Here is a 22,480-nt window from a genome sequence, read left to right on the forward strand (position 1 = left end):
ACAATCATATTCTCATATTACACCAAAGCATTACACAAAATCGACCAGTACAGGTATAATTTAAATAAAATTGCACAAGGAGAAAAATATGACTAGACGTGAACTGATATTCCCGCAATCATTTCCAACCATACATACCGAAAGACTAATCTTAAAACAAGCGACGATCGAAGACGCTGAGGATATGCACATCTATTTATCCAATGAAACCGTGTGCCGCTACATGGGAATTGATGCTCATAAAATGATTGAAGACACAAGAGGAGAAATCAATTGGTATCACAACATCTTCAAAGAACAAACAGGCATCCGCTGGGGTATTTCTTTAAAAGAAGATCCTGCGATCATCGGCAGTTGTGGATTTCTTAACTTGGAAAAACAGCACTGCCGCACGGAAATTGGCTATGAATTGCATCAGGATCATTGGAGAAAAGGCATTATGAAGGAAGCGATTGCTGCGGTGTTACGATATGGGTTTCAGGAAATGAACCTGAATCGGATTGAAGCGATTATTGATCCAGCAAATACGTCCTCTGTTCAATTATTGGAGAATTTTAATTTTGTTCGAGAGGGTTTATTAAGGGATTATGATCTTGGTCAGAATGGGTTTGATGATGTGTTTATGTATGCGATTTTGAAGAAGGATTACAACAGGAAATCGAATTCTTAAGTCAATACAATATAAAATTATAATATACTTAAAAGACTAGTTAATCCTTTCTTTAAGGATTAACTAGCCCCTTGTTTATAGAATTTCCATCCGAATAATGTTATCTTAATTTTATTTCAAATCCTCAGGAAAATCAGCATTTGCTCTTTTCATTCCATCTTTAATCTCTTGTATTTTTTCCTTTCTAACCCTAGTTGATTCATCAGATATTAAATCATCAATATCTTCATAAAGAGCAGCATTAGAAACAACTGCAAACTTAGTAATCAGTTTTTTAGAACCGCTAAATAAAGACCATCCTCGAGATTGAACATTAACTTTAATATCCAAATCTTCCAATTGGTGATAATCATTTTCATAGCCATTAAATTTAATATCATTAGTAAGTTCTATAGCTTTTAAAACAGATTCTAAGTACCTTGATAAATCATAGGCTGGAAGATTTCCTCTTCTACCAATCTTAATATTTAAGTAACATTTCTCACCTTTATTAAACAAAGAATACATAGACCTATCAATATAATGAGCATATTTGTAAGCATTAGCACTATTAATAGTTTGGTGAGCATGCATCATCTTATATAGATATGGGTCTAAGTTTTTTCTAGCTATAGACTTAATCCACTCGACATCTCTAGATTTTATAAACTCATCCTTACTAGCGTTTTCTTTGCAATAATAGTCAGATTTAATTACTCCAAAACTTATGGTTTTGGAGTTTTCATCTGGAATCATAACTACATCACCAATTTTTAATTCAAAAATAAATTTTCTTATTTGATTATAAATTCTTGAAGGCTGCTTTACATTTGGGTATGCTTTTGCAATTAGGTCTTTTTGAATGTCACTAGCTTTTTTATCCAAAAAGAAAGATTTATTAGAAAATTCATTCCACCCTACTGATATTTTACCTTGTTTAATAAAATCATCATAATAAAAACCACTCTCTGTTCGTACCAACCAATATTTCCTATTAACAGGTACTTCTACAACATTCTTCTCCATTTTCTCTAATATTGTATTTATAATTGTCATAAGCCTTTCCCTTCTTAATGTGTATAATATAACTATACTACTATTTACAGGAAGTGAACAGATTGAAAGATTCTAATTCTCAGATATTCGTAATTTTACTAGCTATTTCATTAATAATAGGATGTTTTATACCAGGATTCTTAGAGAATTCCAATTTAGTTTTAGCTGTCACTGTTTCAGCACTAGCATTTATATTAGTGGATTTATCTAATTTTTTAAAACTTAACAGAGTGCACTCCATTTTACCTTTATTTGTAGCTGTTTTCTCAATATCTGTCTTGCCTCATACTGACTATTTAAATAAACTATTGCAACCATTAAATAATTTTTTTACTGTTTATGGACTAGCAATTGTAATTGGTATTCTTGGAGCTAAACAATATCTCGAAGAACATGCCTTTCTTAAAAAAAATAAAAAAAACCTCGAAGATAGAGAGAATGAATATAACGAATTAATAGATATATTAGAAGATTATAAAAAAGAAATAAAAGACCTGAAAGAAATAATAAAAGAAGAGAGAAATAAGAACAACTAAATATCTAATATATTCTCTTAGCTCTTAAAACATAATAAATATCTTAAAACAAACATCTCTAATTAATAAATTTTAAGAAGTTAAAGTAAACAGAAATAACACTTTCCTTTCTGTTCAATCGAAATAATACATGCTCTCAACCAATCACAATATCGCCAAAGAAGCTACGGAAGTTATTATTGAGCACCATACTATTGGAGGGATTACTTACAAATTAGGTATTGCCCTCCTTTGTTTCTTAAATATAGTTTCTCTTCTTCATTGTCATTTATTTCAATCCCGTTCACACCATATGCCTCCCTATACTTTTTCAAATGCTGAAAGGTTGTAAGACTTACTTCAGCTATTTCAAAGGTATAGATAGGTTGCGATATAGTTCCTTTCTTAACTTCATCAATCCAATGCCTAACTGTATTAGTGGGTTTAGATTTTCTTCGTCTGAGCACTCCCCCCTTCTTCTAAGCTGTCGCTCTGTCTTTGTTGGTTCTTTCAAGTATTCTTTTCCTCTTAAATCCGGCAAAAACAGAAATTTTTACATAAGTTTCAAGCCGCAAGATTGATAACCATGCCAACACAACTAGGATATTTCTCCAACAAATAGCCAAAACTATCAAAGCCTCATCTTTGTTCATGGCTAGTCTATCAAGCTATGAAACGTATGATATTCTCCAATCAAAATACGAGTTGAGATCTTCTCAAGCAGGTGCCAATGGATTCTTATCCAGTCACTTGTCATATCATCAATATAGGTAACAGCATGGATGCAGTAGTCGTATATTCTTGAGTATCCCATAACGACTACGCTGCGGACGTATGTAAGAACAGTGAAGTATTATTAAATTTCGCGCTCAAGTCTTAAGATAATGAATCGCATCCGATTGCCGGACGATTTCTAGTTTTTCTTAAGAAATTTCACCTAGTCCCGAAGCTAGAGCAAAAGATTTGTTTTAAAATTACAACACAGCACAAAAAGTCAAGTTTCCTAAAAAGCATTTCCGCTATACTAAACTCGTAAGGCAAGGAGGTGCTCGGTTGTCCTATCAAGAACATGAGAAAACGATTCAAGAAACATTGAATTATATTGAACAGCATCTGAAAGATGATTTACCGCTTCAAACTCTAGCGAAACACGCTGGTTATTCTAGGTTTCACTTTCACCGTATGTTCAAAAGAGTGATTAAGAAATCAGTTGTGGATTATATAAGGGAACGACGGATGACCCAAGCGGCGAAGGATTTAATCCATACGGACCAAAGGGCGATTGATATCGCATTGCAGTATCGTTTTGGTTCACAGGAATCCTTCACTAGAGCCTTTAAGAAGATCTATGATATGTCACCCGCACGTTATCGGAGATTACTAAGGAATGTCATTGATAAGGAGGAAACGAATATGGCTGCAAATAAGAACACCCCTACTGGCTGGATTATGACGGGAGAAACACCATCTGATTATGAAACAGGTTTGGATAACAGAGTTGTACACAGTGGTACTATCTCTGCTTACCTGAAATCAAAGGATGAAAAAGCACGAGGATTCGCGACATTGATGCAGCAAATTAAGTCTGATCGTTACCGAGGAGAACGCCTTCAATTTTCTGCTTTTGTCAAAAGCGAAGATGTGAAAGGTTCAGCTGGTTTATGGATGAGAATTGATCATTCTTCAGGTGAAGTTCTTGCGTTTGACAATATGATGAACCGTCCCATTACAGGAACAAACGGCTGGAATCATTTTAGTGTAGTTCTAGATGTTCCAGTAAAAAGTGAAGTGATTGCGTTTGGCATATTACTACATGGTCAAGGTCACATTTGGATGGACGAACTTAGTTTTAAAACGGTAGATGAAAGTGTGCCAGTGACAGAACAAAACGCTGTGGATGATTTAGAGGATGAACCAGTGAATTTAAATTTTGAAGGCTAGCAGACTGAATTTAAGAGGAGGCTCATTGCCATGAAAAAAATTGGTGCGATTTTATTGTTCGCTATGAATTCACTCACCTTTATTTGTGGCCTTGGATTTTTATTTGGTGAAGAGGATTAAAAATGAAGATAAGCAATCAGAGGACAAAAAAAATCAATTAAAAAAGATATCTCTATCCCTATCTCTTTTTTGTAAACTTGGTATAATAGAAAAAATCAGAAAAATTAGAATGCGATGATAAGGAATAGTACTTGCCGAAATGTTTTCAGAAAGTTGCTGGCTGATGAGAAGCAATAACAAAAAGGCAGGGAACTCACCTTAGAGTAGCCTTAGTGAAATGAAAAGGATTGATGTAGTTAAGGTCGGCACCCCACCGTTATATGGGAAGGATATAAGATCAAACAGTCTGTATCCGAATAAGGGCATGATAATGTTTGTTTATCATGAAACAGGGGTGGTACCGCGTAAGAAGAAGTCTTTCGTCTCCAAGTTAAATCTTGGGGATGAAAGGCTTTTTTTATATTCCAATTACAGGAGGAATCGATGATGTTTAATCACAAAAAATACGAAAAGAAATACTTTTTGCCACCGAAGCTTACTTATGATTGGGTGAAGAAAGAAACACTAGAAAGTGCTCCGATATGGTGCAGTGTGGACTTGCGGGATGGTAATCAAGCATTACCTATTCCTATGAACTTAGAAGAAAAATTAGAAATGTTTCAGTTACTAGTAGAGATAGGTTTTAAAGAAATTGAAATCGCATTTCCAGCTGCTTCTGATACGGAGTTTAGGCTGTTACGGACACTGATTGATCATCATATGATTCCAGACGATGTCACGATTATGGTGATCACGCAAGCGAGAGAGCATATTATCCGCCGAACGTTCGAAGCCATTAAGGGGGTACCGAAAGCGATTGTTCATTTATATAATTCGACTTCAGAAGCGCAGCGCAGACAAGTATTTAAGAAAACAAAAGATGAAATTAAACAAATTGCCATTGATGGAGCTATTTTAGTAAAAGAACTTGCCGAAAAAACAACAAGTGATATTTATTTTCAATATAGTCCAGAAAGCTTTCCAGGAACAGAAGTTGATTATGCGTTAGATATTTGTAATAGTGTTTTAGATATTTGGAAACCGACACCAACTCATAAAGCAATCATCAATATTCCGACAACAGTTGAATATTCAATGCCTCATATCTTTGCAAGTCAGATTGAGTATATACACAAAAATCTGTCTTACCGAGACAGTGTGACATTATCTGTTCATCCTCATAATGACCGTGGCTCTGGGGTGAGTGATGCAGAATTTGGTGTTCTGGCTGGCGCAGAAAGAGTCGAAGGTACATTATTTGGTATCGGTGAACGTACAGGGAACGTTGACTTGATTACCTTGGCGATGAATATGTATTCACAAGGTTATGATCCAAAATTGAATTTCAATAACCTAGAAGCTATTCGTAAAAAATATGAAAAACTAACAAAAATCACTGTTCCTGAGAGGCAGCCCTATTCTGGGGAGATGGTTTTCACCGCATTCTCTGGGTCACATCAAGATGCGATATCTAAAGGGATGAAATATAGAAAAGAAAATAATGTTGATAAATGGGACGTTCCGTATATCCCAGTAGATCCAGTTGACTTGGGGAGGAATTATCAAACGGATGTGATTCGAATCAATAGCCAGTCTGGAAAAGGCGGCATAGGCTATATACTAGAAACAAATTATGGCATTAAACTTCCTTATCAAATGAATGAAGCCATGGGATATGCAGCGAAAAAAGTATCTGATCAGACAAATAGGGAATTGTCTGTCGAAGAAATATATCATGTTTTTGAAAAGCAGTATGTTGATTTTCACCCTCATTTCCAGCTGCTTGATTATCAATTTAATAAGGGAAATAAGCAGGAAGTCACCTTAACTTTGCTGAGAGATCAGCAACAAATTGACATACAAGGAACTGGCACTGGAAGTTTAGATGCCATCAGTAACGCGTTAAAAGCATATTTTCATCTCGAGTATGTTTTGGAAGTCTATGAACAGAATTCTTTGGGCAAGGATTCCGAAGCAAAAGCCTGTGCACAGATTGGAATTTCATCTCAAGGAAAAATGCATTGGGGTGCGGGAATTGATAAAGATATTATAGAAGCAACAGTAAAGGCCCTGGTGGTGGCAGTAAATAAACTAGAGGTTTGGATGTAGATGGAAAAAGATAAACTTGAAAAACATGAAGTGATGCAATATTTAAGAGAATATAACGAACAAGAAATCTTTTATCAACAATACCAACTGAAAAAGCATGACAACACATCATTGCAATTATTTTTGAAGGATTATGATAAACACAGTCTAATGCATAAACATATATATATAGAAGAATTTTTGCTAAATGGGCAGAATGAATTTGAAAAAGAAGATACTATGTGGTTAGATCAGGAGAAAGATATCGAAGTGAGAAAGTATAGCCGCTTTATGCCCCAATTGTCGGCTATCCATGATTTCTTTGAGATGATCTATGTTCTGGAAAATGAGATGTATGTAGAAGTGGAAGGCAAAAAAATGGCTTTAAAATCAGGAGATATTGCCTTTATTCCACCTAACACAATTCACAAGCCAATTGTAATGGAGAATACAATCGCCATGCAAATCATGATCCGTAAGAGTACTTTTCAAAAAGTGTTTTTTAAAATGTTAAAAGGAAATCATGTCATTTCAGAGTTCTTTTTGAATGCATTGTATATAAAAGAAAATAAAAATATTCTTATTTTCCATAGTCACTTGGATAAACATTTGCTAGACTGCTCTCTTCAACTATTTGCAGAAAATTATAATCGGTTCCCTAGTTACCAGTTGATTATGAATAATGTGTTTGAGATATTATTATGTCTCTTATTAAGATTCAAATCAAGCCATATGAACGTCAATCAGGTCAAACAATCTAGTGATATACGTATGATTCAAATGCTACAATATATTCAGCAATGTTGTGAGCATATCACCATCCAGAAGATGGCAGAGGAATTTAACCTTTCACAATCTTATCTGTCAAAATATATAGCTCGTAAGCTTGGCAAATCATTTCGTGAAATTCGACAAGAAATAAGATTGGAAAAAGCCTGCGAAATGCTCACTGGTAGCCATTTACAAGTAGATCATATTGCGGCAGCCGTTGGTTATCAAAATGCAGAGCATTTCATTCGTTTATTTAAGAAAAAGTATCACCTAACACCACATCAATATCGTTTAAACAATAGATAATAAAGAGGAGAAATGATCATGTCAATCAAACAAGTAAAAGACTATTTTAAACAATATGATATGGATACTCGAATTCAAGAATTTTCAGTATCTAGTGCAACCGTAGACTTGGCTGCTTCTGCACTGGGCTGCGAACCTGAAAGAATCGCAAAAACACTCTCCTTTCTAGTAAATGGACAAGCTATTTTAGTTGTGACCTCTGGCGATGCAAAAGTTGATAACAAAAAATTCAAGGAATATTTTAAAACAAAAGCTAAAATGCTTTCTCCTCATGAGGTTGTTGACTTGGTCGGTCATGAAATTGGCGGAGTATGTCCTTTCGCTACAAAGAATGGCGTTTCTGTTTATTTAGATATTTCACTCAAACGTTTTGAGACAGTCTATCCAGCCTGCGGAAGCAGTAACAGTGCTATTGAACTCACAATAAAACAATTAGAAAAACACTCCGGTTATTCACAATGGATTGATGTGTGTAAGGGATGGAATGATGAATGAACACATGAAGACAGGAGGAAAAAGTGCAATTAAAAAAAGAGCTAGAAACCCTTGATACACAAAGGTTTCTAGCTCTTTTATAACTATTCCCACTCTATTGTAGCAGGCGGCTTACTCGTAATATCATACACCACGCGGTTAATATGCTTCACTTCATTCACGATACGAGTCGAGATCTTCTCAAGTACATCCCAAGGGATTCTTGCCCAGTCACTCGTCATACCATCAATAGAAGTAACAGCACGGATGCCGATTGTGTAGTCGTATGTTCTTGCGTCACCCATAACACCTACGCTGCGGATGTCTGGGAGAACCGTGAAGTATTGCCAGATGTCGCGCTCAAGGCCGAAGTTGGCAATTTCTTCGCGTAGAATTGCATCCGATTCACGGACGATTTCTAGTTTTTCTTCTGAAATTTCACCTAGTACACGGATACCTAGTCCTGGACCTGGGAATGGCTGTCTCCAGACGATGTCATCAGGAATGCCCAGCTCTGAACCTAAGGCACGGACTTCATCCTTGAATAGCGTATTGAGTGGCTCAATCAATTCGAATTGCATGTCTTCTGGAAGACCGCCTACGTTGTGGTGAGATTTGATTGTTTGTGCCGTTGCTGTTCCGCTCTCAATGATGTCTGTGTAAAGTGTTCCTTGTGCTAAGTAGTCGATTCCTTTTAGCTTGTCCGCTTCGTCATCGAATACATAGATGAATTCGTTACCGATGATCTTACGTTTTTGCTCAGGATCAGACACACCTTTTAGCTTGTTTAAGAAACGATCTTTTGCATCTACTTTAATCACGTTCATGTTGAAACCTTCGCTAAATGTTTTCATAACCCCTTCTGCTTCGCCTTTGCGAAGAAGACCGTGGTCAACGAAAATACATGTCAGCTGATCGCCGATGGCTTTGTGGATCAATACTGCCACAACAGATGAATCGACACCGCCGCTTAGTGCGCACAATACTTGCTTGTCGCCTACTGTTTCACGGATTTTCTGCATTTCGATTTCAATGAAGTTTTCCATTGACCATTTGCCATCGCAATCACACACACCGAAGACAAAGTTTTTCAATAGGTCATTTCCGTACTCAGAGTGACGAACCTCTGGGTGGAACTGAACGCCATAGAAATTCTTCTCAGCTAAGCTCATCGCTGAGTTTGGACAATGTGCACTTGTTGCATCGACTGTAAAGCCTTCTGGTACTTCAACTACGAGGTCACCATGGCTCATCCAAACGACTTGATCCGTTGGAAGGTCTTTGAATAAAGCAGGTGTTCCGTTAATATGAATATCTGCTTTTCCATATTCACGCTGGCTTGCCGCTTCTACTTTCCCGCCTAAATAGTGAGTCATGAGCTGCATGCCGTAGCAAATGCCTAGAACCGGAATGCCTAGATCAAAAATCTTTTCATCACAGCGGAAAGATCCTTCATCATAAACACTGTTTGGTCCACCAGAAAGGATGATTCCTTTAGGCGCCATTTCTTTAATTTCTTCAGCAGTTAAAGTGTGCGGATGAAGCTCACTGTACACACCAAATTCACGAATACGGCGTGTGATCAACTGATTGTACTGACTGCCGAAATCGAGAACCAAAATCATTTCATTTACTAAATTTGTCATGGTGTCACCTCTATGTCCAATATAGTTTTTTATAAACGCACAGAAAAAATGAGAGGAGAAAACCTGCTCTCAGTGTGAATCACGCTTTTGAAGCGCCCAGACTCACATCCGAACGCTTCAATTTCATGTATTTTAGAAGGTTTTAATATTCACCTATTCTAACAACAGGAAGGTACGCGGTCAAGACTATCTCCTGTTTATTAAATTTTCCCATAACTTTGCCGACTGCTGCCAAAGCGCCGACGAATCCTCTCGCCGATAAAGCGCACGTTCATAGAGCTGCGTCAGCTCTGACATGTCATGATCTCCGTCCTTGTCATCGATCAAAGAAGCGAATTCTCTTAGCGTCATACCTGGCTTTTTCTCAATTCCCCTGCGCCCTAGCTGCTTTAATAGAGCCGCATATGCATAGAAGAATGCTTCATCCTCCGGCAGACGTTTCACCTTTCTTACAATAAAGAATGGCAGCCATCTTTTTCTGAATCGATAAAGCATCCAGCTGATGAATCCAAGCAGGACAATAGCTCCTGCCGCATAACCTACAACCCAACCAGCATGCACCATATTTGGCTTTGCCTTCGCTGTTTGTTCCTTTGGTTGTGCCGGTTGCTCTGTCTCCTGCTGCTGCGGCTGGTCTTGCGGCTTTTCTTCACTTGCATCAGAACTAGACTGATTTTCTTCTTCCTTTTGATCATCCGTTCGATCGCTTGTAACGGCTTCATTCGTAAATGTCTCTGGGTTTGTAAATCCTTTTGTCGGTTCAAAGGTAACCCAGCCTCTGTTTGGAAAATAAACCTCTACCCATGAATGCGCATTGTTATTGGTTACTTCATACACATTGTTTCCATCCATTTGTGTTTCATATAACTGACCAGACGTATATCCCTTCACCCATCTCGCCGGAATCCCGATCGATCGAAGCATCACGATCATAGAGGTTGAAAAATTATCACAGTAGCCAATCATCGTATCAAATAAAAATTGATCCACATAATCTTCATTACGACCAGGCACAGCGACATTTTGCGTTTCATATGAAAACTTGGCAGATCCTAAATAATCCTCGATCGCTTTCGCTTTATCATACATATTATCCTTCGTTTCCGTTAAGCTGTTTGCCAAAGTTTTCACACGCTCTGGGAGTGAGGATGGAAGCTGCAAGTATTCACGGCCAACCTGCTGATTCACCTGCTTTTTTGTCGGTACTTTGATTCTCTGCAAATCCTCTAGGATAAATGTAGGAGATAAAAAGCTGACTTGATAGTTCCCTAAATTTTTGGGTGGGTTTTGCATAGATGGGACAATTTTCTCCGTTTTGCCTATGATTTGCAGCGGAATGTTTTCCATTGGTGTCAGCATGATCGTTCCAATAGGATACACAGCATGATTAAATGGATAATCCGATTCTATATCGATTCTTGTTTCATGCTCCTCTGTTTTCACTCGCTCAGTAAACCACCGATTCGGCACAGTGTCCTCCTTTAGCCGAGTAGGCTTCGTATCATTTGATGCATCCTCCCAGCCCTTTCCTGTGTAAATACTTTTTGTTTCTACACGAAAGTAAGACGGCTCCTTTCCGCTCCATTTAAAGACAGGTGTGCGGTCCTCACTAAACGGTCCGCCAAGCGCCGAATCATCTGCACTATATCCCACTTTATTCTGCCCGGCTGTTCCATCTTGATTCGTGACCGCCTTAAAAAACGGGACAGGATCGGGCCATTTCGGATCAGACTTTGGCAAAGAAGCACCGAGTGACGCTGATAGAAGGACAAGCGCCAGCATGGGGAAAAACCACTTTAGACGCGCTTTCTGTGACACCCGAACGCCCTCAGCTGAACGCAGTCGATCGAAATACAGCAATCCAAGCAAACAAAAGCCAAATACCATAATACGAACGATCGCAAAGGTCGCATCATATGGCGTAAACGTATCAAGAATCGTGACATACACAACCGTCATCAGTAAAAAGAAAAAGATACGCTGCTGATAGACCACCCAATAATGAAGCAAGTAGACAAGCAGCCACAGCAAAATATAAAACAACAATGTGCGGAAAGACGGATACATGTCACTCCACATACCCATGCTCATTAACGTGATATTATCCTTAATATCAGCAAACAAAGCAGACGGATAGCCTGGCGCTGATTGATAAAAGATCAAATATAAGGCGAGCAAAATCAGTCCAGCACAAATAGGAAACGTCACATACCACTTCAGACGAAAGAACGTAAACAAACACGTAAGCCCGATAAAAATGATGAAATAAGACGTATGGCTCGTCTCTGTAAAATCTTGAAGTGGACGAAGCCACTCCCATAGCAGCAGAAAAGCTACAGCATAATAGATGAACAATTCAAAACGGCTTTGCCGCAGATGTGTATGCAGCATAAATGTTTGTCACCTCACAGTTCTTTCGTGCAGCCGGTCTTCAAATAAAAGGGTGATGCGTATTCCAGAAGACTTGAGCCGGTCTGCAAGCTGTTTTTCTTTTGTCGTCAAACGGTCAACGGCTTTCTTCACTAAAAGCACGGTGATGTTCTTTCTATTTCGATTTCCAAAGAGACTTGCCGCAAGCTCCTCCTGCAGCTGACCTGTGACGACATATTTTCCTGAATGCTGATACTCACTCGCTGCTAACGGTTTATATTCTAGTGCGCGGGAAGGCTGATGCTGCACTCTTGTTAAATAATAAAGCATGTCCTGTAAATGAAGTTCTCCTTGATCGACTCGAAAGGCATGCTGATCTCCTAGTGGGACAAGACCTGACGGCACTCCTTTTTTCACAGCCGTTTGAAGAACAGATGCTGTAATAGAGACAACTGTTTCATAAACAGCTTGATCAGTAAAATCAGCAAACACGACAAGGTCCTTTGCTTGATTCTGTTCAAATTCCTTCGTCATCAGCTGGCCTCTTCTGGCCGTCGTCTTCCAATCCACCCAAGCAAACCGGTCTCCTTGCTGGTATTCCCGTACGCCTGTTGTCACATGGGTCGGTTCATTTAACCACGAGTGAACCGCTTTGCCTCCATTTTCACTCACTGACTCAGCAGGCTCTACAGGGATATCCAGCACTTTTGGGTAGACAAGCAGCTTTTTCTCTAGCGGAATGATGATTTCTTTTTCAACAAACCCAAACATATCACCCGTTTTGATTCTAACCGCTGTCAAATGATGCTCTCCCCGCGGAATATCATTCAATTGATAAGAAAATCGCCATGTTTTCCGAAACCAAGGAAACAGCATTTGCTTCATTTCAATCTGTTCCTGTAAGTGAAAGGTGTCTGGCGGAGCATCCTCTATCATGACGTAAACGTACGGAAATGGATGTGTCCGCTTGATTTCAATGTCAACGGACAGCACATCCCCCGCCTTCAAACGGGTTTGCTGTAATGTTCTCTTGGCTGTCGCGCGAAGCGGTACGAGAGCAAACAGCAATGCATACAAAGCATATGGTAAAAATGCATAAAAAAGGAACCAGCTCACAAACCCTCCCTGAAACATGGCATAACAAAAGGCTGCCGCAGTGAGAATGATGAGCATCATCACCCGTAACCATAATGAAACTGCTAAACGATGACGCGACTTCATTGAGTCGTCGACTTTTGAACTGGCACGCCAATTTGCTCTAGCATTTGTCGCAGCAGTGTCTCCGCCTTCTTCCCTTCATATGTCGCTTCTGATGTTAAAATCATACGATGCGGTAATGTATAAGGCACCAAATACTGTACATCATCAGGAATCACATAATCGCGCTGATTCAAAAGCGCATACGCCTGTGCCGCTTTCATCAAGGCGATCGATCCCCTTGGACTCACACCTAGATAAACAGATGGGTGTTTACGCGTCGCTTGAGCAATTTCAACAATATATTCTTTAATGGATGCATCCACATGAATGGTTTGAACAGCCTGTTGCAACGCATGGATATGTTCCTTTGTCATGACAGCTTGGAGCGTATCAATCGGGGATTGCTTCTCCTGCAAGTTGAGCACCTCCAGCTCCTCGAGCATGGTCGGATATCCCATCTGCAGCTTGAATAAAAACCGGTCCATTTGCGCTTCTGGCAGCGGATAAGTTCCTTCATATTCAACTGGATTTTGCGTCGCCATGACGAAAAATGGATCCGCAAGCGGCATCGTTTCCCCGTCCACAGTGACACTGCCTTCCTCCATCGCTTCAAGTAAAGCTGATTGTGTTTTAGGAGAGGTCCGGTTGATCTCATCAGCTAAAATAATCTGCCCCATGATCGGTCCTTGCCTAAATTCAAATTCATTCGTCTTTTTATTGTAAATCGACACGCCTGTTACATCTGAAGGCAAAAGGTCAGGAGTGAATTGGATTCTCTTAAACTCACAACCAATGGATTTTGCCAAAGCACGAACCATCATCGTCTTCCCTACACCAGGCACATCCTCTAGCAGCACATGCCCCTTCGCCAAAATCGCAACAAGGCTTAATATCGCAATGTCTTTTTTCCCAACCATGACTTTATTGATGTTATCTACGATTTTTTGTAAATCTGAATGCATCGGTTCTTCAAATGCCATCCTGATCCTCCTATCACGTTTCTGTCAAATTTCATATAGTCTAACTTTACCATACAACACGCATTTGCATATAACATCAGCACGTATAAAAAAGAAGCCTTCTCACGATGGAAAAGACTTCTTCTCTTCTTTCGGCTCACTTGCTGGCTCCATATGAACATGAGAGTGTAAAATATCATGCTCCTGTTTCATTCTGCGTTCAATTTCATCTGCAATATCATGGCTTTCTGCAATGTTCAAGTTGGGCTCGACCTCAACCACTACATCCACATGGACTGTACTTCCAAGATAACGCGCTTTAATATCCTTTAAATCGCCCACTCCTGGTGTTGCTTCAATGGTCTCTTTATATTTAGACATATCTTTGATATGAAAACCGTCTGTTAACGAATGAGAGGCATCTCTGAAAATCTCCCATGCAGTTTTACAAATAATTAAGCCAATGACAAACGCTGCAAGCGTATCAATCCATGCCAGCTGAAATTGAGAAGCCATAATTCCTACAAATGTTCCAATACTCACATACGCATCTGATTTATTATCAGCAGCTGCCGCATGAAGAGCCTGGCTATTGATCCGTTTGGACAGATTGCGGTTATAAATATACACACCGTACATCACAACAGCACTTCCTGCTGCCGTCCAAGCCGCGATCATATCCGGCGTTTGATGCTCAGATGAGAAGAGCGACTTCCCTGCACTCAGCAAAACCTGAAGCCCAACAAGCATCATGATAAAGGAAGCCACAAGAGACGCAATATTTTCCGCTCTAAAATGACCGTATGGATGATCTTCATCAGGCGGCTTTTGAGAAATACGCAGCCCAATCAACACAGCAAGGGATGCAATAATATCCGTCGTGTTATTCAATCCATCTGCAGAAAGAGCCTCTGAATGAAACACATATCCAATAATGAGTTTGACCGCAGATAAGATCACATAGGCAATGATGCTGACCCAAGCACCCGTTTCACCTTGTCTTAATTCGTTATAGCGCTCCATGTCGAACCGCGCCTCCTCACACATCACTTTTCTATTATTTATCTTACAAAGCAAAGCCCGTGTGGGTCTACAGCAACATGATTCGCTTATGTCAGCAAAATAGGATAAATAGAAATGTGTTGACCTAAGTAAACTTATTTTTACAAGGTCAAATGACCTCAAGCCTTACTCCTATCAACCTTTTCCAATTCTCTTCGAAATGGACATATCGTCAAATCTCTCTCCTTGGATGAATTATCAGAATAATTTTATTTTGTGACACAACTTCCCCACTCCCTTTTTTATGTTATTTTAAGAATCATCCGAAGGAAAAGAGGGAACATAATCTCTCAAATCCTTTCTACTTTTTAACATCATGTTAAGAGGTTTGAAATGTCAGTTTGATAACCTGTCCAATGCTGAATGACAATTCAGTGTGATAAAATTTAAAATATTCTAAAAACAAATTCTCTATTCATGAGAAATGTTTGGAGGTAAAGAAATGTCCAACATGACAAACGGTCTTCAAAAAAACCTTAAAACAAGACATATTTCGATGATCTCCATTGCTGGGGTCATTGGGGCAGGGCTATTTGTTGGTAGCGGCGCTGTCATTCATTCTGCAGGGCCTGGATCCATTCTTTCCTATTCTTTTGCCGGACTTCTGGTGATCTTTATTATGAGAATGCTCGGAGAAATGGCATGTGCCTATCCGACAAGCGGTTCTTTCTCACAATATGCGAGCGATGCTATCGGTCCATGGGCCGGTTTTACAATCGGCTGGCTTTACTGGTTCTTCTGGGTGATCGTCATCGCCATTGAAGCCATTGCTGGTGCTGCCATTATTCAATATTGGTATGGAGATGCACCTGTTTGGCTCACAAGTCTTATCCTCACAATCCTCTTAACATTAACAAATATCTTTTCTGTTAAATCTTTTGGCGAATTTGAATATTGGTTTTCATTGATTAAAGTCGTCAGCATCATTCTCTTTCTACTCATTGGTTTTGCATTTATCTTTGGTTTTGGCGGTCATCATACTTCAGGACTTGCCAATCTCACAGGGAACGGCGGTTTCCTTCCAAATGGATTCAGCTCTGTGTTACTCGGAATCGTTGTCGTCATCTTTTCCTTCATGGGAACGGAGATTGTGGCCATAGCGGCTGGTGAATCAGCAGACCCAGTCAAATCTGTGACGACAGCCACACGCTCTGTTGTATGGCGTATTATCGTATTCTATGTCGGATCAATTGCTGTCGTTGTCACCTTGCTTCCGTGGAATTCCGCAAGTATTTTAACAAGCCCGTTCGTTGCGGTATTAGAATACATCGGTGTTCCATCAGCCGCTCAAGTCATGAACGTTATTGTCTTAACAGCTGTTCTATCTTGTTTAAACTCCGGATTGTACACAACGTCCAGAATGCTTTATTCATTAGCAGAAAGAGGCGAAGCACCGAAACGCTTTATGAAAATCAGCAAACGTGGTGTTCCTGTAGCGGCTACAGTCGCAGGTACCTTCTTTTCCTACATTGCTGTCATGATGAACTATTTTTATCCTGAAACCATCTTTTTGTTCTTAGTCAATGCATCTGGCGCCATTGCCCTTCTTGTCTACTTGGTCATCGCTGTTTCACAATTAAGAATGCGCCGTAAAATCGAAAAAGAAAATCCAGAACAGCTCAAAATCAAAATGTGGCTGTTCCCATACCTCACGTACTTTACCATTTTGGTCATTTGCGCCATCTTGGCATCGATGCTGTTTATCGAATCCATGCGGCCACAGCTCATTTTGACGAGTATCATTACCTTTAGCGTACTGGCTGCTTATTTTATCTTTAAACCGAATAAAAAAGTGCCTGCAAATGCGGCGCTTGAAAATAAACACCCTTAATTTATCCCGCTGAAAAGCGGGTTTTTTTATTTTATTCACCTATTTGGATGTCCGCACTTATACTGTATCAAATTGTATTTAAGTGAGGATTAGTCAACATGAACCTAGAAAAATTTGTTGACGAGCTTCCAATTCCAGAAGTCGCGGAGCCCGTCAAAAAGAACCCAAGACAAACGTATTATGAAATTGCTATGGAGGAGGTATTCTTAAAAGTTCATAGAGACCTGCCCCCAACCAAGTTATGGACCTATAATGGCAGTTTGCCTGGTCCAACCATTAAAGCCAATCGAAATGAAAAGGTCAAAGTGAAATGGATGAACAAATTGCCATTGAAACATTTCCTCCCTGTCGATCACACCATTCATCCTGGGCATCACGATGAACCAGAAGTCAAAACAGTCGTTCATCTGCATGGCGGTGTCACGCCAGCAAGCAGTGACGGCTACCCAGAGGCCTGGTTTTCACGGGACTTTGAAGCAACCGGTCCTTTTTTTGAAAGAGAGACTTACGTATACCCAAATCATCAGCAAGCCTGCACATTGTGGTATCACGATCATGCGATGGCATTGACACGACTAAATGTGTACGCCGGTTTAGCTGGGTTTTATTTGATCTCAGATGCATTTGAAAAGTCCTTAGAGCTTCCGAAAGATGACTATGACATTCCTTTAATGATTATGGACCGTACGTTTCAAGAGGATGGCTCACTATTTTATCCTAGCAGACCAAACAACACACCAGAGGACAGTGACATTCCAGACCCATCCATCGTGCCCTTTTTTTGTGGAGAAACGATCTTAGTCAATGGAAAAGTATGGCCGTATTTAGAAGTAGAGCCGCGAAAATACCGTTTTCGTATTTTAAATGCGTCCAATACTAGAACTTATGAGCTGCATCTAGATAACGACGCTACAATCATGCAAATTGGTTCCGATGGGGGATTTTTGCCAAGACCCGTTCGCCATCAATCATTTAGCATCGCGCCTGCTGAACGTTTCGATGTCATCATCGACTTTTCAGCTTACGAAAACAAAACGATCACTCTCAAAAATACAGCCGGCTGCGGACAGGATGTGAATCCTGAAACAGATGCGAACATTATGCAATTCAAAGTTACACGTCCGCTAAAAGGAAGGGTACCTAAAACATTACGTCCGATTTTCAAACCGCTGCCACCGCTTCGGCCAAGTCGAGCTGATCGAGAGCGTACACTCACACTTACCGGCACACAGGATAAATACGGCCGCCCTATTCTATTGCTCGATAACCACTTTTGGAATGACCCTGTCACGGAAAATCCTCGTCTTGGCAGTCTAGAGGTTTGGTCCATCGTCAATCCAACCAGGGGTACACACCCCATTCATTTGCATCTTGTTCAATTTAGGGTATTAGACAGAAGGCCGTTTGATACAGAAGTCTATCAATCGACAGGAGAAATTGTGTATACAGGACCAAACGAAGCACCTCCTTTACATGAACAAGGCTACAAGGACACCATTCAGGCGCATGCAGGTGAAGTCATTCGGATCGTTGCTCGATTTGTTCCATATACCGGCCGATATGTGTGGCATTGTCATATTTTAGAGCACGAAGATTATGACATGATGAGGCCGATGGATATCATTCATTAAAAATGAAACCACTCTTCCGCTAAATGCGTAGAACTCTTATGAAACTGCTGATTACAAAGGGGCTAACGGACTCTATTCATTAGCCCTTTTATGATTCATTTCAAAATGGAAAAATAAATCACATGAATCATTCCTTTGAGGAGCATTACACACTTAAAAAGTTGACGCAGCAAACCGATAATACTACTATATACCCATTACATCTATCAAAAGGCACATAAGCCATAATGAACGAACAAATGGAAAATTGCGATAACAAACGGAGGAGTTCAATTTGAATGAAGAAAAAGAAACTTGCCAGGTCAAACAAGAAACAGCGGCAGGTAACAGAGAGAAGCTTTCAATTCATGAGAACGAGAGCATTCGGTCAAACATTGAACAACTAACCATTGAACTCAGTGAACAAAAAGAATTTAACCACTTCATATTAGATGAAAAACAAAAGGCCATCAGCACATTATCTTCCCTCATCACAAAAGGCGATTGTGATGAAGACTTAAAGACTCATTTTGAACAAGCATTACATATTGGACTTTCTGTCATAGAGATTATGGAGATTATTAAACACTGTACAAAGGTTGCTGGCTTCCCTCACTCCATTAATGCCCTGTTTATCTTTCAAAACTTATTAGATGAAAACAAATAAAACAGAGAAAACGAGATGTCATCAGTCCTCTCGTTTTTTTGTGTTCACTCATATTACTCTTTTTCTTTTCGTCTGTCACATAAGCAAAATATGAAAATAGCACCCGTATCACTGTTTAAAAGCTGATCTTCTTCCTATAAATTCACCATTTCTCCAGCATTTCAAGTGACAAAATAAAAAACGTCCAGTTATATAAATAACTGAACGTTTCCTTTATCGATTGACAGTGAAATTGTTAATGATTCCGCCATCCTTCTCCCAAGCGGCTTCCACTGTTTTCTTCTTCATATTGTATTCAAAAATCGTTCTTACCTTCGCCTTTCGTCCAGTGTCATCCTTTAATTCTTTTGCATTTTTTGCAACACCTAAGAAATAAACAGATGACCCGTCCGTAGAAAATTGCGGCTGTGCAGCACTTAAAATATGAACATCCTGACTGTTTTTAACGAGTGTCGTCGTTTTTCCTGTTTCTACATCAAGCATCTTAATAGAGGATGTTTCTTTTTCTTTACGAACCTTTACTTCTGTATAAATCAATTTCTTATGATCTGGAGAAAATGAAATATCATTGATCGTTTGTGAGATGCGTGCAATGCGTTTCCCCTTCTCACCTGTTTGAAGGGTGATCTTCATGGTTGTTGGTTCAGGATCTCTGCCCTTTTCATTCGCTTCATCGGTTTTTTGATAATCTTCTTTTAAAGAATAATGCTGGATCGCCAAATCATTTGAAGTCGGATCATATGCAAAAGAACTCACCGTATCGTCCTTGCTTTTTTCTGGATACAGCTCCTTCATTTTGTGTGTTTTCAAATCAAAAGACGCGACATAAAATTGCTCTCCAGAATCCTTGTTATACCTAAGAAATAACTTCTTCCCATCACCAGACAGCCTCATACTGTCGATGGAATCATCACTCGTAAACAGTGTTTTTTCTTCTTCAGATTTCACCTTTAATTCCTTAATACTCACCTTTTGCGTATCTTCATCTGTATACGTGTAATATAAAACCTGTTTCGTAGAATCATAAGCAATCGAAGGATATGCTGTCAGTTTCTCCGTATGAAGTGCCCGATCATGCAAGTAATAAGTATTGTTTAACTTTTGATCTGTAAATGAAACGAGCAATTCGTCTTTTGCATCTTGGTTTGTTTTAACTTTCCCTGCATGTTTTGCCTCTTGCCCCGGCTTCATCATGAAGAAAATAACTGCCGCAATCACTGCGACGCCAATGACTGTGATGATCCACCATGTTGATTTTTTCATTGCCTTTCAGACCCTCTCTACAAGAAAAGAAGCCAGAAAATGAACTTTTCCCGCTTCTTTGCATGCCTATGTATTAATAAGTGTAATGCCCTTTTACGACACCTTTACTTGTTTTATACCCAAGTGCTTTGAATGCTTTTGGACTTACGTCTAGTACAGCATTTGGCATTCTGCCTACATCATATTTATATACTGTAATCACTTTATGTGGTTTCGCTTTTGTTGTCACTCTTAGTTTTGTACCTTTTTTCGGTACGTCAAAGCCCATTTTAGTTGCTGCATCCCAATGACCGAGTTTTTTTCCATCTGCGCCTTTTTTACCGACACCATTATACCAAGTAATATTGCCGCTTACTTTTTTTGCACTTGCTCCATGTGAGAAACTGAATGCTAAAAATAAACTAGCTACTGTTACGATTGTCGTGATAAGCTTTTTATTCATTAAGAAATCCTCCGTTTTTGGTTTCTGCACTCATTATACATGAAGATGAACCCAGTTATTTTACAGACACATTACAATTCAAATACAAGTTGACCACTTTATGACCGATTAAGTTCATAAATACTGCCAAAATCAGCTAGAACATTGTAAGTAGCTCCCCTCTTTCATTTTATATAATGAAGGTGAATCAAATTTAAGGGGGAATTTTCATGAAAAAGTGGTTCACTGTTTTGATTGTAAGCTTGGCCTTCGTATTGATGTTTTCAAGCCTTCCTGCCTCAGCGGCTAGTCCTCGTCACGGCGCCATTGTGACACAAACGGATGAAGCCAAATGGTCAGGTATCTCTGCCGATATTGTCCTGCCGAAAACAGCCACCATTAAAAACGGCTATGCGGACTGGTATCTCGGTCTCGGCTCTGCCGTTGTAGAGAGCGGTATTTCAAAAACGTCTTCTGGCTATAAGGTCTTTCTAGGCAGCGGCTCACAAGGCGGCAGTAAATACTGGAACAGCGAATACGATTCAAGTATTAAAGATGGCGCACGCGTCAACTTAAAGCTCATCAACAACGGTGATGGTACAGTGTCACTATACGTCAATGGAAAACTGCGTTATAAGCAGCCTGTTTACAACCCTAGCCGTCTGAAAAACCTTGATGTTGTCAAAATGGTACACGGCGTACAGGATAATGGAACAAACAGCTATTCACAAGCAAGCTTCTCAAATGTACAGCTTCGAGCAAATACATCAGGAAGTGTCTATAAAAAATGGGATGGGTCAATCAAATCATCGCTTTTACGTAAAAATTTAGAATCTGGTGCTGCCACTCCTAAATTCACTGTTATTTCTTCTATTCCATTAAGTACAAGCCTTTCAGCACAATAAGAAATAAAGCACCCGATAGAGGGTGCTTTTTATTGTTCACAGCTTATCAACACTTCTCTTTTAATCAAAACAAGGATTCGTGGTAACATAAGCATACATACTTCGAAGAAAAAAGGAGATCGAACGTGAAAAAAAGTCTACTTGTTTTCATGAGTCTAGTTGCAAGTCTCTGCATTCTAGCAGCTTGCTCAAATACGACGAAAGAACAAAAAACAGAAACGAAGGCACTTCCAACAATTAATGAACGCATTCAAAAGGAAACGAAAGAAGTGATGGAGCAGTCTAAACTCATCAAAGACACTGACATCACCGTTGATCAAAAGAAAAAAATCATTTCTTTAAACGTAACGGCTTCATCTGATACCAATAGTGATTACGCTGAAGTCATCGGTTTAAACTTTGCCAAGACGCTTGCCATTGGAGCATCAACCGAAAAAGAAAACAATCTTCATAAACCAGAAAACGACAGCCTCGGCGCCCTCTATTCCTTTTATGACCTAAACATCACCGTGAAACAAGAAAACGGCAAAGTGCTGGCAAAGGGAACGAAAAAAACAAATGAGACAAAAATTACTTGGGAAAGAGCCCAATAACTGGACAAGAAAATCCTTTATGGATTTTCTTCTTTTTTTTAACAAAACTATTAA

The 22,480-nt window shown here is 39.4% G+C and carries 19 protein-coding genes, 1 pseudogene and 1 other annotated feature; of the genes and pseudogenes, 11 read left to right on the forward strand and 9 right to left on the reverse strand.

Annotated elements, in window-relative coordinates; genetic code table 11:
* The first annotated feature begins 88 nt into the window (after positions 1–88).
* A complete protein-coding gene (locus AMR95_RS06190; protein WP_058837857.1) occupies positions 89–670 on the forward strand; it encodes a GNAT family N-acetyltransferase in 582 nt (193 codons plus the stop codon).
* A 111-nt stretch (positions 671–781) separates the two neighbouring features.
* On the opposite strand, the gene AMR95_RS06195 is transcribed toward AMR95_RS06190, so the two are convergent.
* Positions 782–1,705 carry a hypothetical protein gene (locus tag AMR95_RS06195; RefSeq protein WP_058837858.1) on the reverse strand — a complete coding sequence of 308 codons (924 nt, stop codon included), beginning with the start codon at positions 1,703–1,705 and terminating at the stop codon, positions 782–784.
* A gap of 62 nt (positions 1,706–1,767) precedes the next feature.
* Here AMR95_RS06195 and AMR95_RS06200 point away from each other — a divergent pair, with 62 nt between their 5' ends.
* Positions 1,768–2,241 (forward strand): hypothetical protein, encoded by a 474-nt coding sequence (locus tag AMR95_RS06200; RefSeq protein WP_058837859.1) that lies wholly within the window; start codon positions 1,768–1,770, stop codon positions 2,239–2,241.
* Positions 2,242–2,914: 673 nt separating this feature from the next.
* Here the strand turns inward: AMR95_RS06200 and AMR95_RS18755 are convergent.
* Positions 2,915–3,143: pseudogene (locus AMR95_RS18755) on the reverse strand (GMP synthase (glutamine-hydrolyzing)); the annotation flags it as partial.
* A gap of 130 nt (positions 3,144–3,273) precedes the next feature.
* On the opposite strand from AMR95_RS18755, the gene AMR95_RS06210 reads away from it, so the two are divergent.
* The 4 genes from AMR95_RS06210 to AMR95_RS06225 all read left to right on the forward strand — a co-directional run bounded on the left by AMR95_RS06210 (position 3,274) and on the right by AMR95_RS06225 (position 7,920).
* Positions 3,274–4,161, forward strand: coding sequence for a helix-turn-helix domain-containing protein (locus tag AMR95_RS06210; RefSeq protein ID WP_058837861.1), 888 nt, complete (start codon positions 3,274–3,276; stop codon positions 4,159–4,161).
* 225 nt (positions 4,162–4,386) lie between these two features.
* Positions 4,387–4,651 (forward strand) — a binding site (T-box leader).
* Positions 4,652–4,707: 56 nt separating this feature from the next.
* Positions 4,708–6,369: a 2-isopropylmalate synthase gene (locus AMR95_RS06215; protein ID WP_058837862.1), complete on the forward strand. Its 1,662-nt coding sequence runs from the start codon at positions 4,708–4,710 to the stop codon at positions 6,367–6,369.
* Positions 6,370–7,425: an AraC family transcriptional regulator gene (locus AMR95_RS06220; RefSeq protein ID WP_058837863.1), complete on the forward strand. Its 1,056-nt coding sequence runs from the start codon at positions 6,370–6,372 to the stop codon at positions 7,423–7,425.
* An 18-nt stretch (positions 7,426–7,443) separates the two neighbouring features.
* Positions 7,444–7,920, forward strand: a complete 477-nt coding sequence (locus tag AMR95_RS06225; protein ID WP_058837864.1) for a YbaK/EbsC family protein — start codon at positions 7,444–7,446, stop codon at positions 7,918–7,920.
* Positions 7,921–8,003: 83 nt separating this feature from the next.
* Here the strand turns inward: AMR95_RS06225 and guaA are convergent, their stop codons facing one another.
* The 5 genes from guaA to AMR95_RS06250 all read right to left on the reverse strand — a co-directional run bounded on the left by guaA (position 8,004) and on the right by AMR95_RS06250 (position 15,097).
* Positions 8,004–9,545, reverse strand: coding sequence for a glutamine-hydrolyzing GMP synthase (gene guaA, locus AMR95_RS06230; RefSeq protein ID WP_039176907.1), 1,542 nt, complete (start codon positions 9,543–9,545; stop codon positions 8,004–8,006).
* Between the two features lie 186 nt (positions 9,546–9,731).
* Complete coding sequence (locus AMR95_RS06235) at positions 9,732–11,936, reverse strand: DUF4129 domain-containing transglutaminase family protein (protein WP_058837865.1); 2,205 nt, start codon at positions 11,934–11,936, stop codon at positions 9,732–9,734.
* A 9-nt stretch (positions 11,937–11,945) separates the two neighbouring features.
* Positions 11,946–13,031, reverse strand: coding sequence for a DUF58 domain-containing protein (locus tag AMR95_RS06240; protein ID WP_231746870.1), 1,086 nt, complete (start codon positions 13,029–13,031; stop codon positions 11,946–11,948).
* Positions 13,032–13,132: 101 nt separating this feature from the next.
* Positions 13,133–14,095 (reverse strand): AAA family ATPase, encoded by a 963-nt coding sequence (locus AMR95_RS06245; protein ID WP_058837867.1) that lies wholly within the window; start codon positions 14,093–14,095, stop codon positions 13,133–13,135.
* A gap of 102 nt (positions 14,096–14,197) precedes the next feature.
* Positions 14,198–15,097 (reverse strand): cation diffusion facilitator family transporter, encoded by a 900-nt coding sequence (locus tag AMR95_RS06250; protein ID WP_034282879.1) that lies wholly within the window; start codon positions 15,095–15,097, stop codon positions 14,198–14,200.
* Positions 15,098–15,578: 481 nt separating this feature from the next.
* Between AMR95_RS06250 and gabP the strand changes: the two genes are divergently transcribed.
* The 3 genes from gabP to AMR95_RS06265 all read left to right on the forward strand — a co-directional run bounded on the left by gabP (position 15,579) and on the right by AMR95_RS06265 (position 19,244).
* A complete protein-coding gene (gene gabP / locus AMR95_RS06255; RefSeq protein WP_039176895.1) occupies positions 15,579–16,967 on the forward strand; it encodes a GABA permease in 1,389 nt (462 codons plus the stop codon).
* 98 nt (positions 16,968–17,065) lie between these two features.
* Positions 17,066–18,598, forward strand: a complete 1,533-nt coding sequence (locus AMR95_RS06260) for a multicopper oxidase family protein (RefSeq protein WP_047202824.1) — start codon at positions 17,066–17,068, stop codon at positions 18,596–18,598.
* A gap of 274 nt (positions 18,599–18,872) precedes the next feature.
* Entirely contained in the window at positions 18,873–19,244 is a 372-nt protein-coding gene (locus AMR95_RS06265) for a carboxymuconolactone decarboxylase family protein (protein ID WP_039176890.1), read from the forward strand.
* A 213-nt stretch (positions 19,245–19,457) separates the two neighbouring features.
* Here AMR95_RS06265 and AMR95_RS06270 read toward each other — a convergent pair whose 3' ends face one another.
* A complete protein-coding gene (locus tag AMR95_RS06270) occupies positions 19,458–20,507 on the reverse strand; it encodes a hypothetical protein (protein WP_058837868.1) in 1,050 nt (349 codons plus the stop codon).
* A gap of 73 nt (positions 20,508–20,580) precedes the next feature.
* Complete coding sequence (locus AMR95_RS06275) at positions 20,581–20,949, reverse strand: RlpA-like double-psi beta-barrel domain-containing protein (RefSeq protein WP_024424478.1); 369 nt, start codon at positions 20,947–20,949, stop codon at positions 20,581–20,583.
* Positions 20,950–21,158: 209 nt separating this feature from the next.
* Here AMR95_RS06275 and AMR95_RS06280 point away from each other — a divergent pair, with 209 nt between their 5' ends.
* Positions 21,159–21,833: a hypothetical protein gene (locus AMR95_RS06280; RefSeq protein WP_058837869.1), complete on the forward strand. Its 675-nt coding sequence runs from the start codon at positions 21,159–21,161 to the stop codon at positions 21,831–21,833.
* Positions 21,834–21,958: 125 nt separating this feature from the next.
* Positions 21,959–22,426 carry a hypothetical protein gene (locus AMR95_RS06285; protein ID WP_039176883.1) on the forward strand — a complete coding sequence of 156 codons (468 nt, stop codon included), beginning with the start codon at positions 21,959–21,961 and terminating at the stop codon, positions 22,424–22,426.
* Positions 22,427–22,480: the final 54 nt, after the last annotated feature.

The organism is Bacillus sp. G1(2015b), assembly GCF_001482475.1.
Lineage (GTDB): Bacteria > Bacillota > Bacilli > Bacillales > Bacillaceae > Bacillus > Bacillus safensis.

Bases quoted from the DNA above. Each gene is read 5' to 3' on its own strand.
- AMR95_RS06225 (WP_058837864.1), top strand. From the start codon at position 7,444: ATGTCAATCAAACAAGTAAAAGACTATTTTAAACAATATGATATGGAT.
- AMR95_RS06280 (WP_058837869.1), top strand. From the start codon at position 21,159: ATGAAAAAGTGGTTCACTGTTTTGATTGTAAGCTTGGCCTTCGTATTG.
- AMR95_RS06235 (WP_058837865.1), bottom strand. From the start codon at position 11,936: ATGCTGCATACACATCTGCGGCAAAGCCGTTTTGAATTGTTCATCTAT.
- AMR95_RS06250 (WP_034282879.1), bottom strand. From the start codon at position 15,097: ATGGAGCGCTATAACGAATTAAGACAAGGTGAAACGGGTGCTTGGGTC.
- AMR95_RS06275 (WP_024424478.1), bottom strand. From the start codon at position 20,949: ATGAATAAAAAGCTTATCACGACAATCGTAACAGTAGCTAGTTTATTT.
- guaA (WP_039176907.1), bottom strand. From the start codon at position 9,545: ATGACAAATTTAGTAAATGAAATGATTTTGGTTCTCGATTTCGGCAGT.
- gabP (WP_039176895.1), top strand. From the start codon at position 15,579: ATGTCCAACATGACAAACGGTCTTCAAAAAAACCTTAAAACAAGACAT.
- AMR95_RS06260 (WP_047202824.1), top strand. From the start codon at position 17,066: ATGAACCTAGAAAAATTTGTTGACGAGCTTCCAATTCCAGAAGTCGCG.
- AMR95_RS06215 (WP_058837862.1), top strand. From the start codon at position 4,708: ATGTTTAATCACAAAAAATACGAAAAGAAATACTTTTTGCCACCGAAG.
- AMR95_RS06270 (WP_058837868.1), bottom strand. From the start codon at position 20,507: ATGAAAAAATCAACATGGTGGATCATCACAGTCATTGGCGTCGCAGTG.
- AMR95_RS06220 (WP_058837863.1), top strand. From the start codon at position 6,370: ATGGAAAAAGATAAACTTGAAAAACATGAAGTGATGCAATATTTAAGA.
- AMR95_RS06190 (WP_058837857.1), top strand. From the start codon at position 89: ATGACTAGACGTGAACTGATATTCCCGCAATCATTTCCAACCATACAT.
- AMR95_RS06195 (WP_058837858.1), bottom strand. From the start codon at position 1,705: ATGACAATTATAAATACAATATTAGAGAAAATGGAGAAGAATGTTGTA.
- AMR95_RS06245 (WP_058837867.1), bottom strand. From the start codon at position 14,095: ATGGCATTTGAAGAACCGATGCATTCAGATTTACAAAAAATCGTAGAT.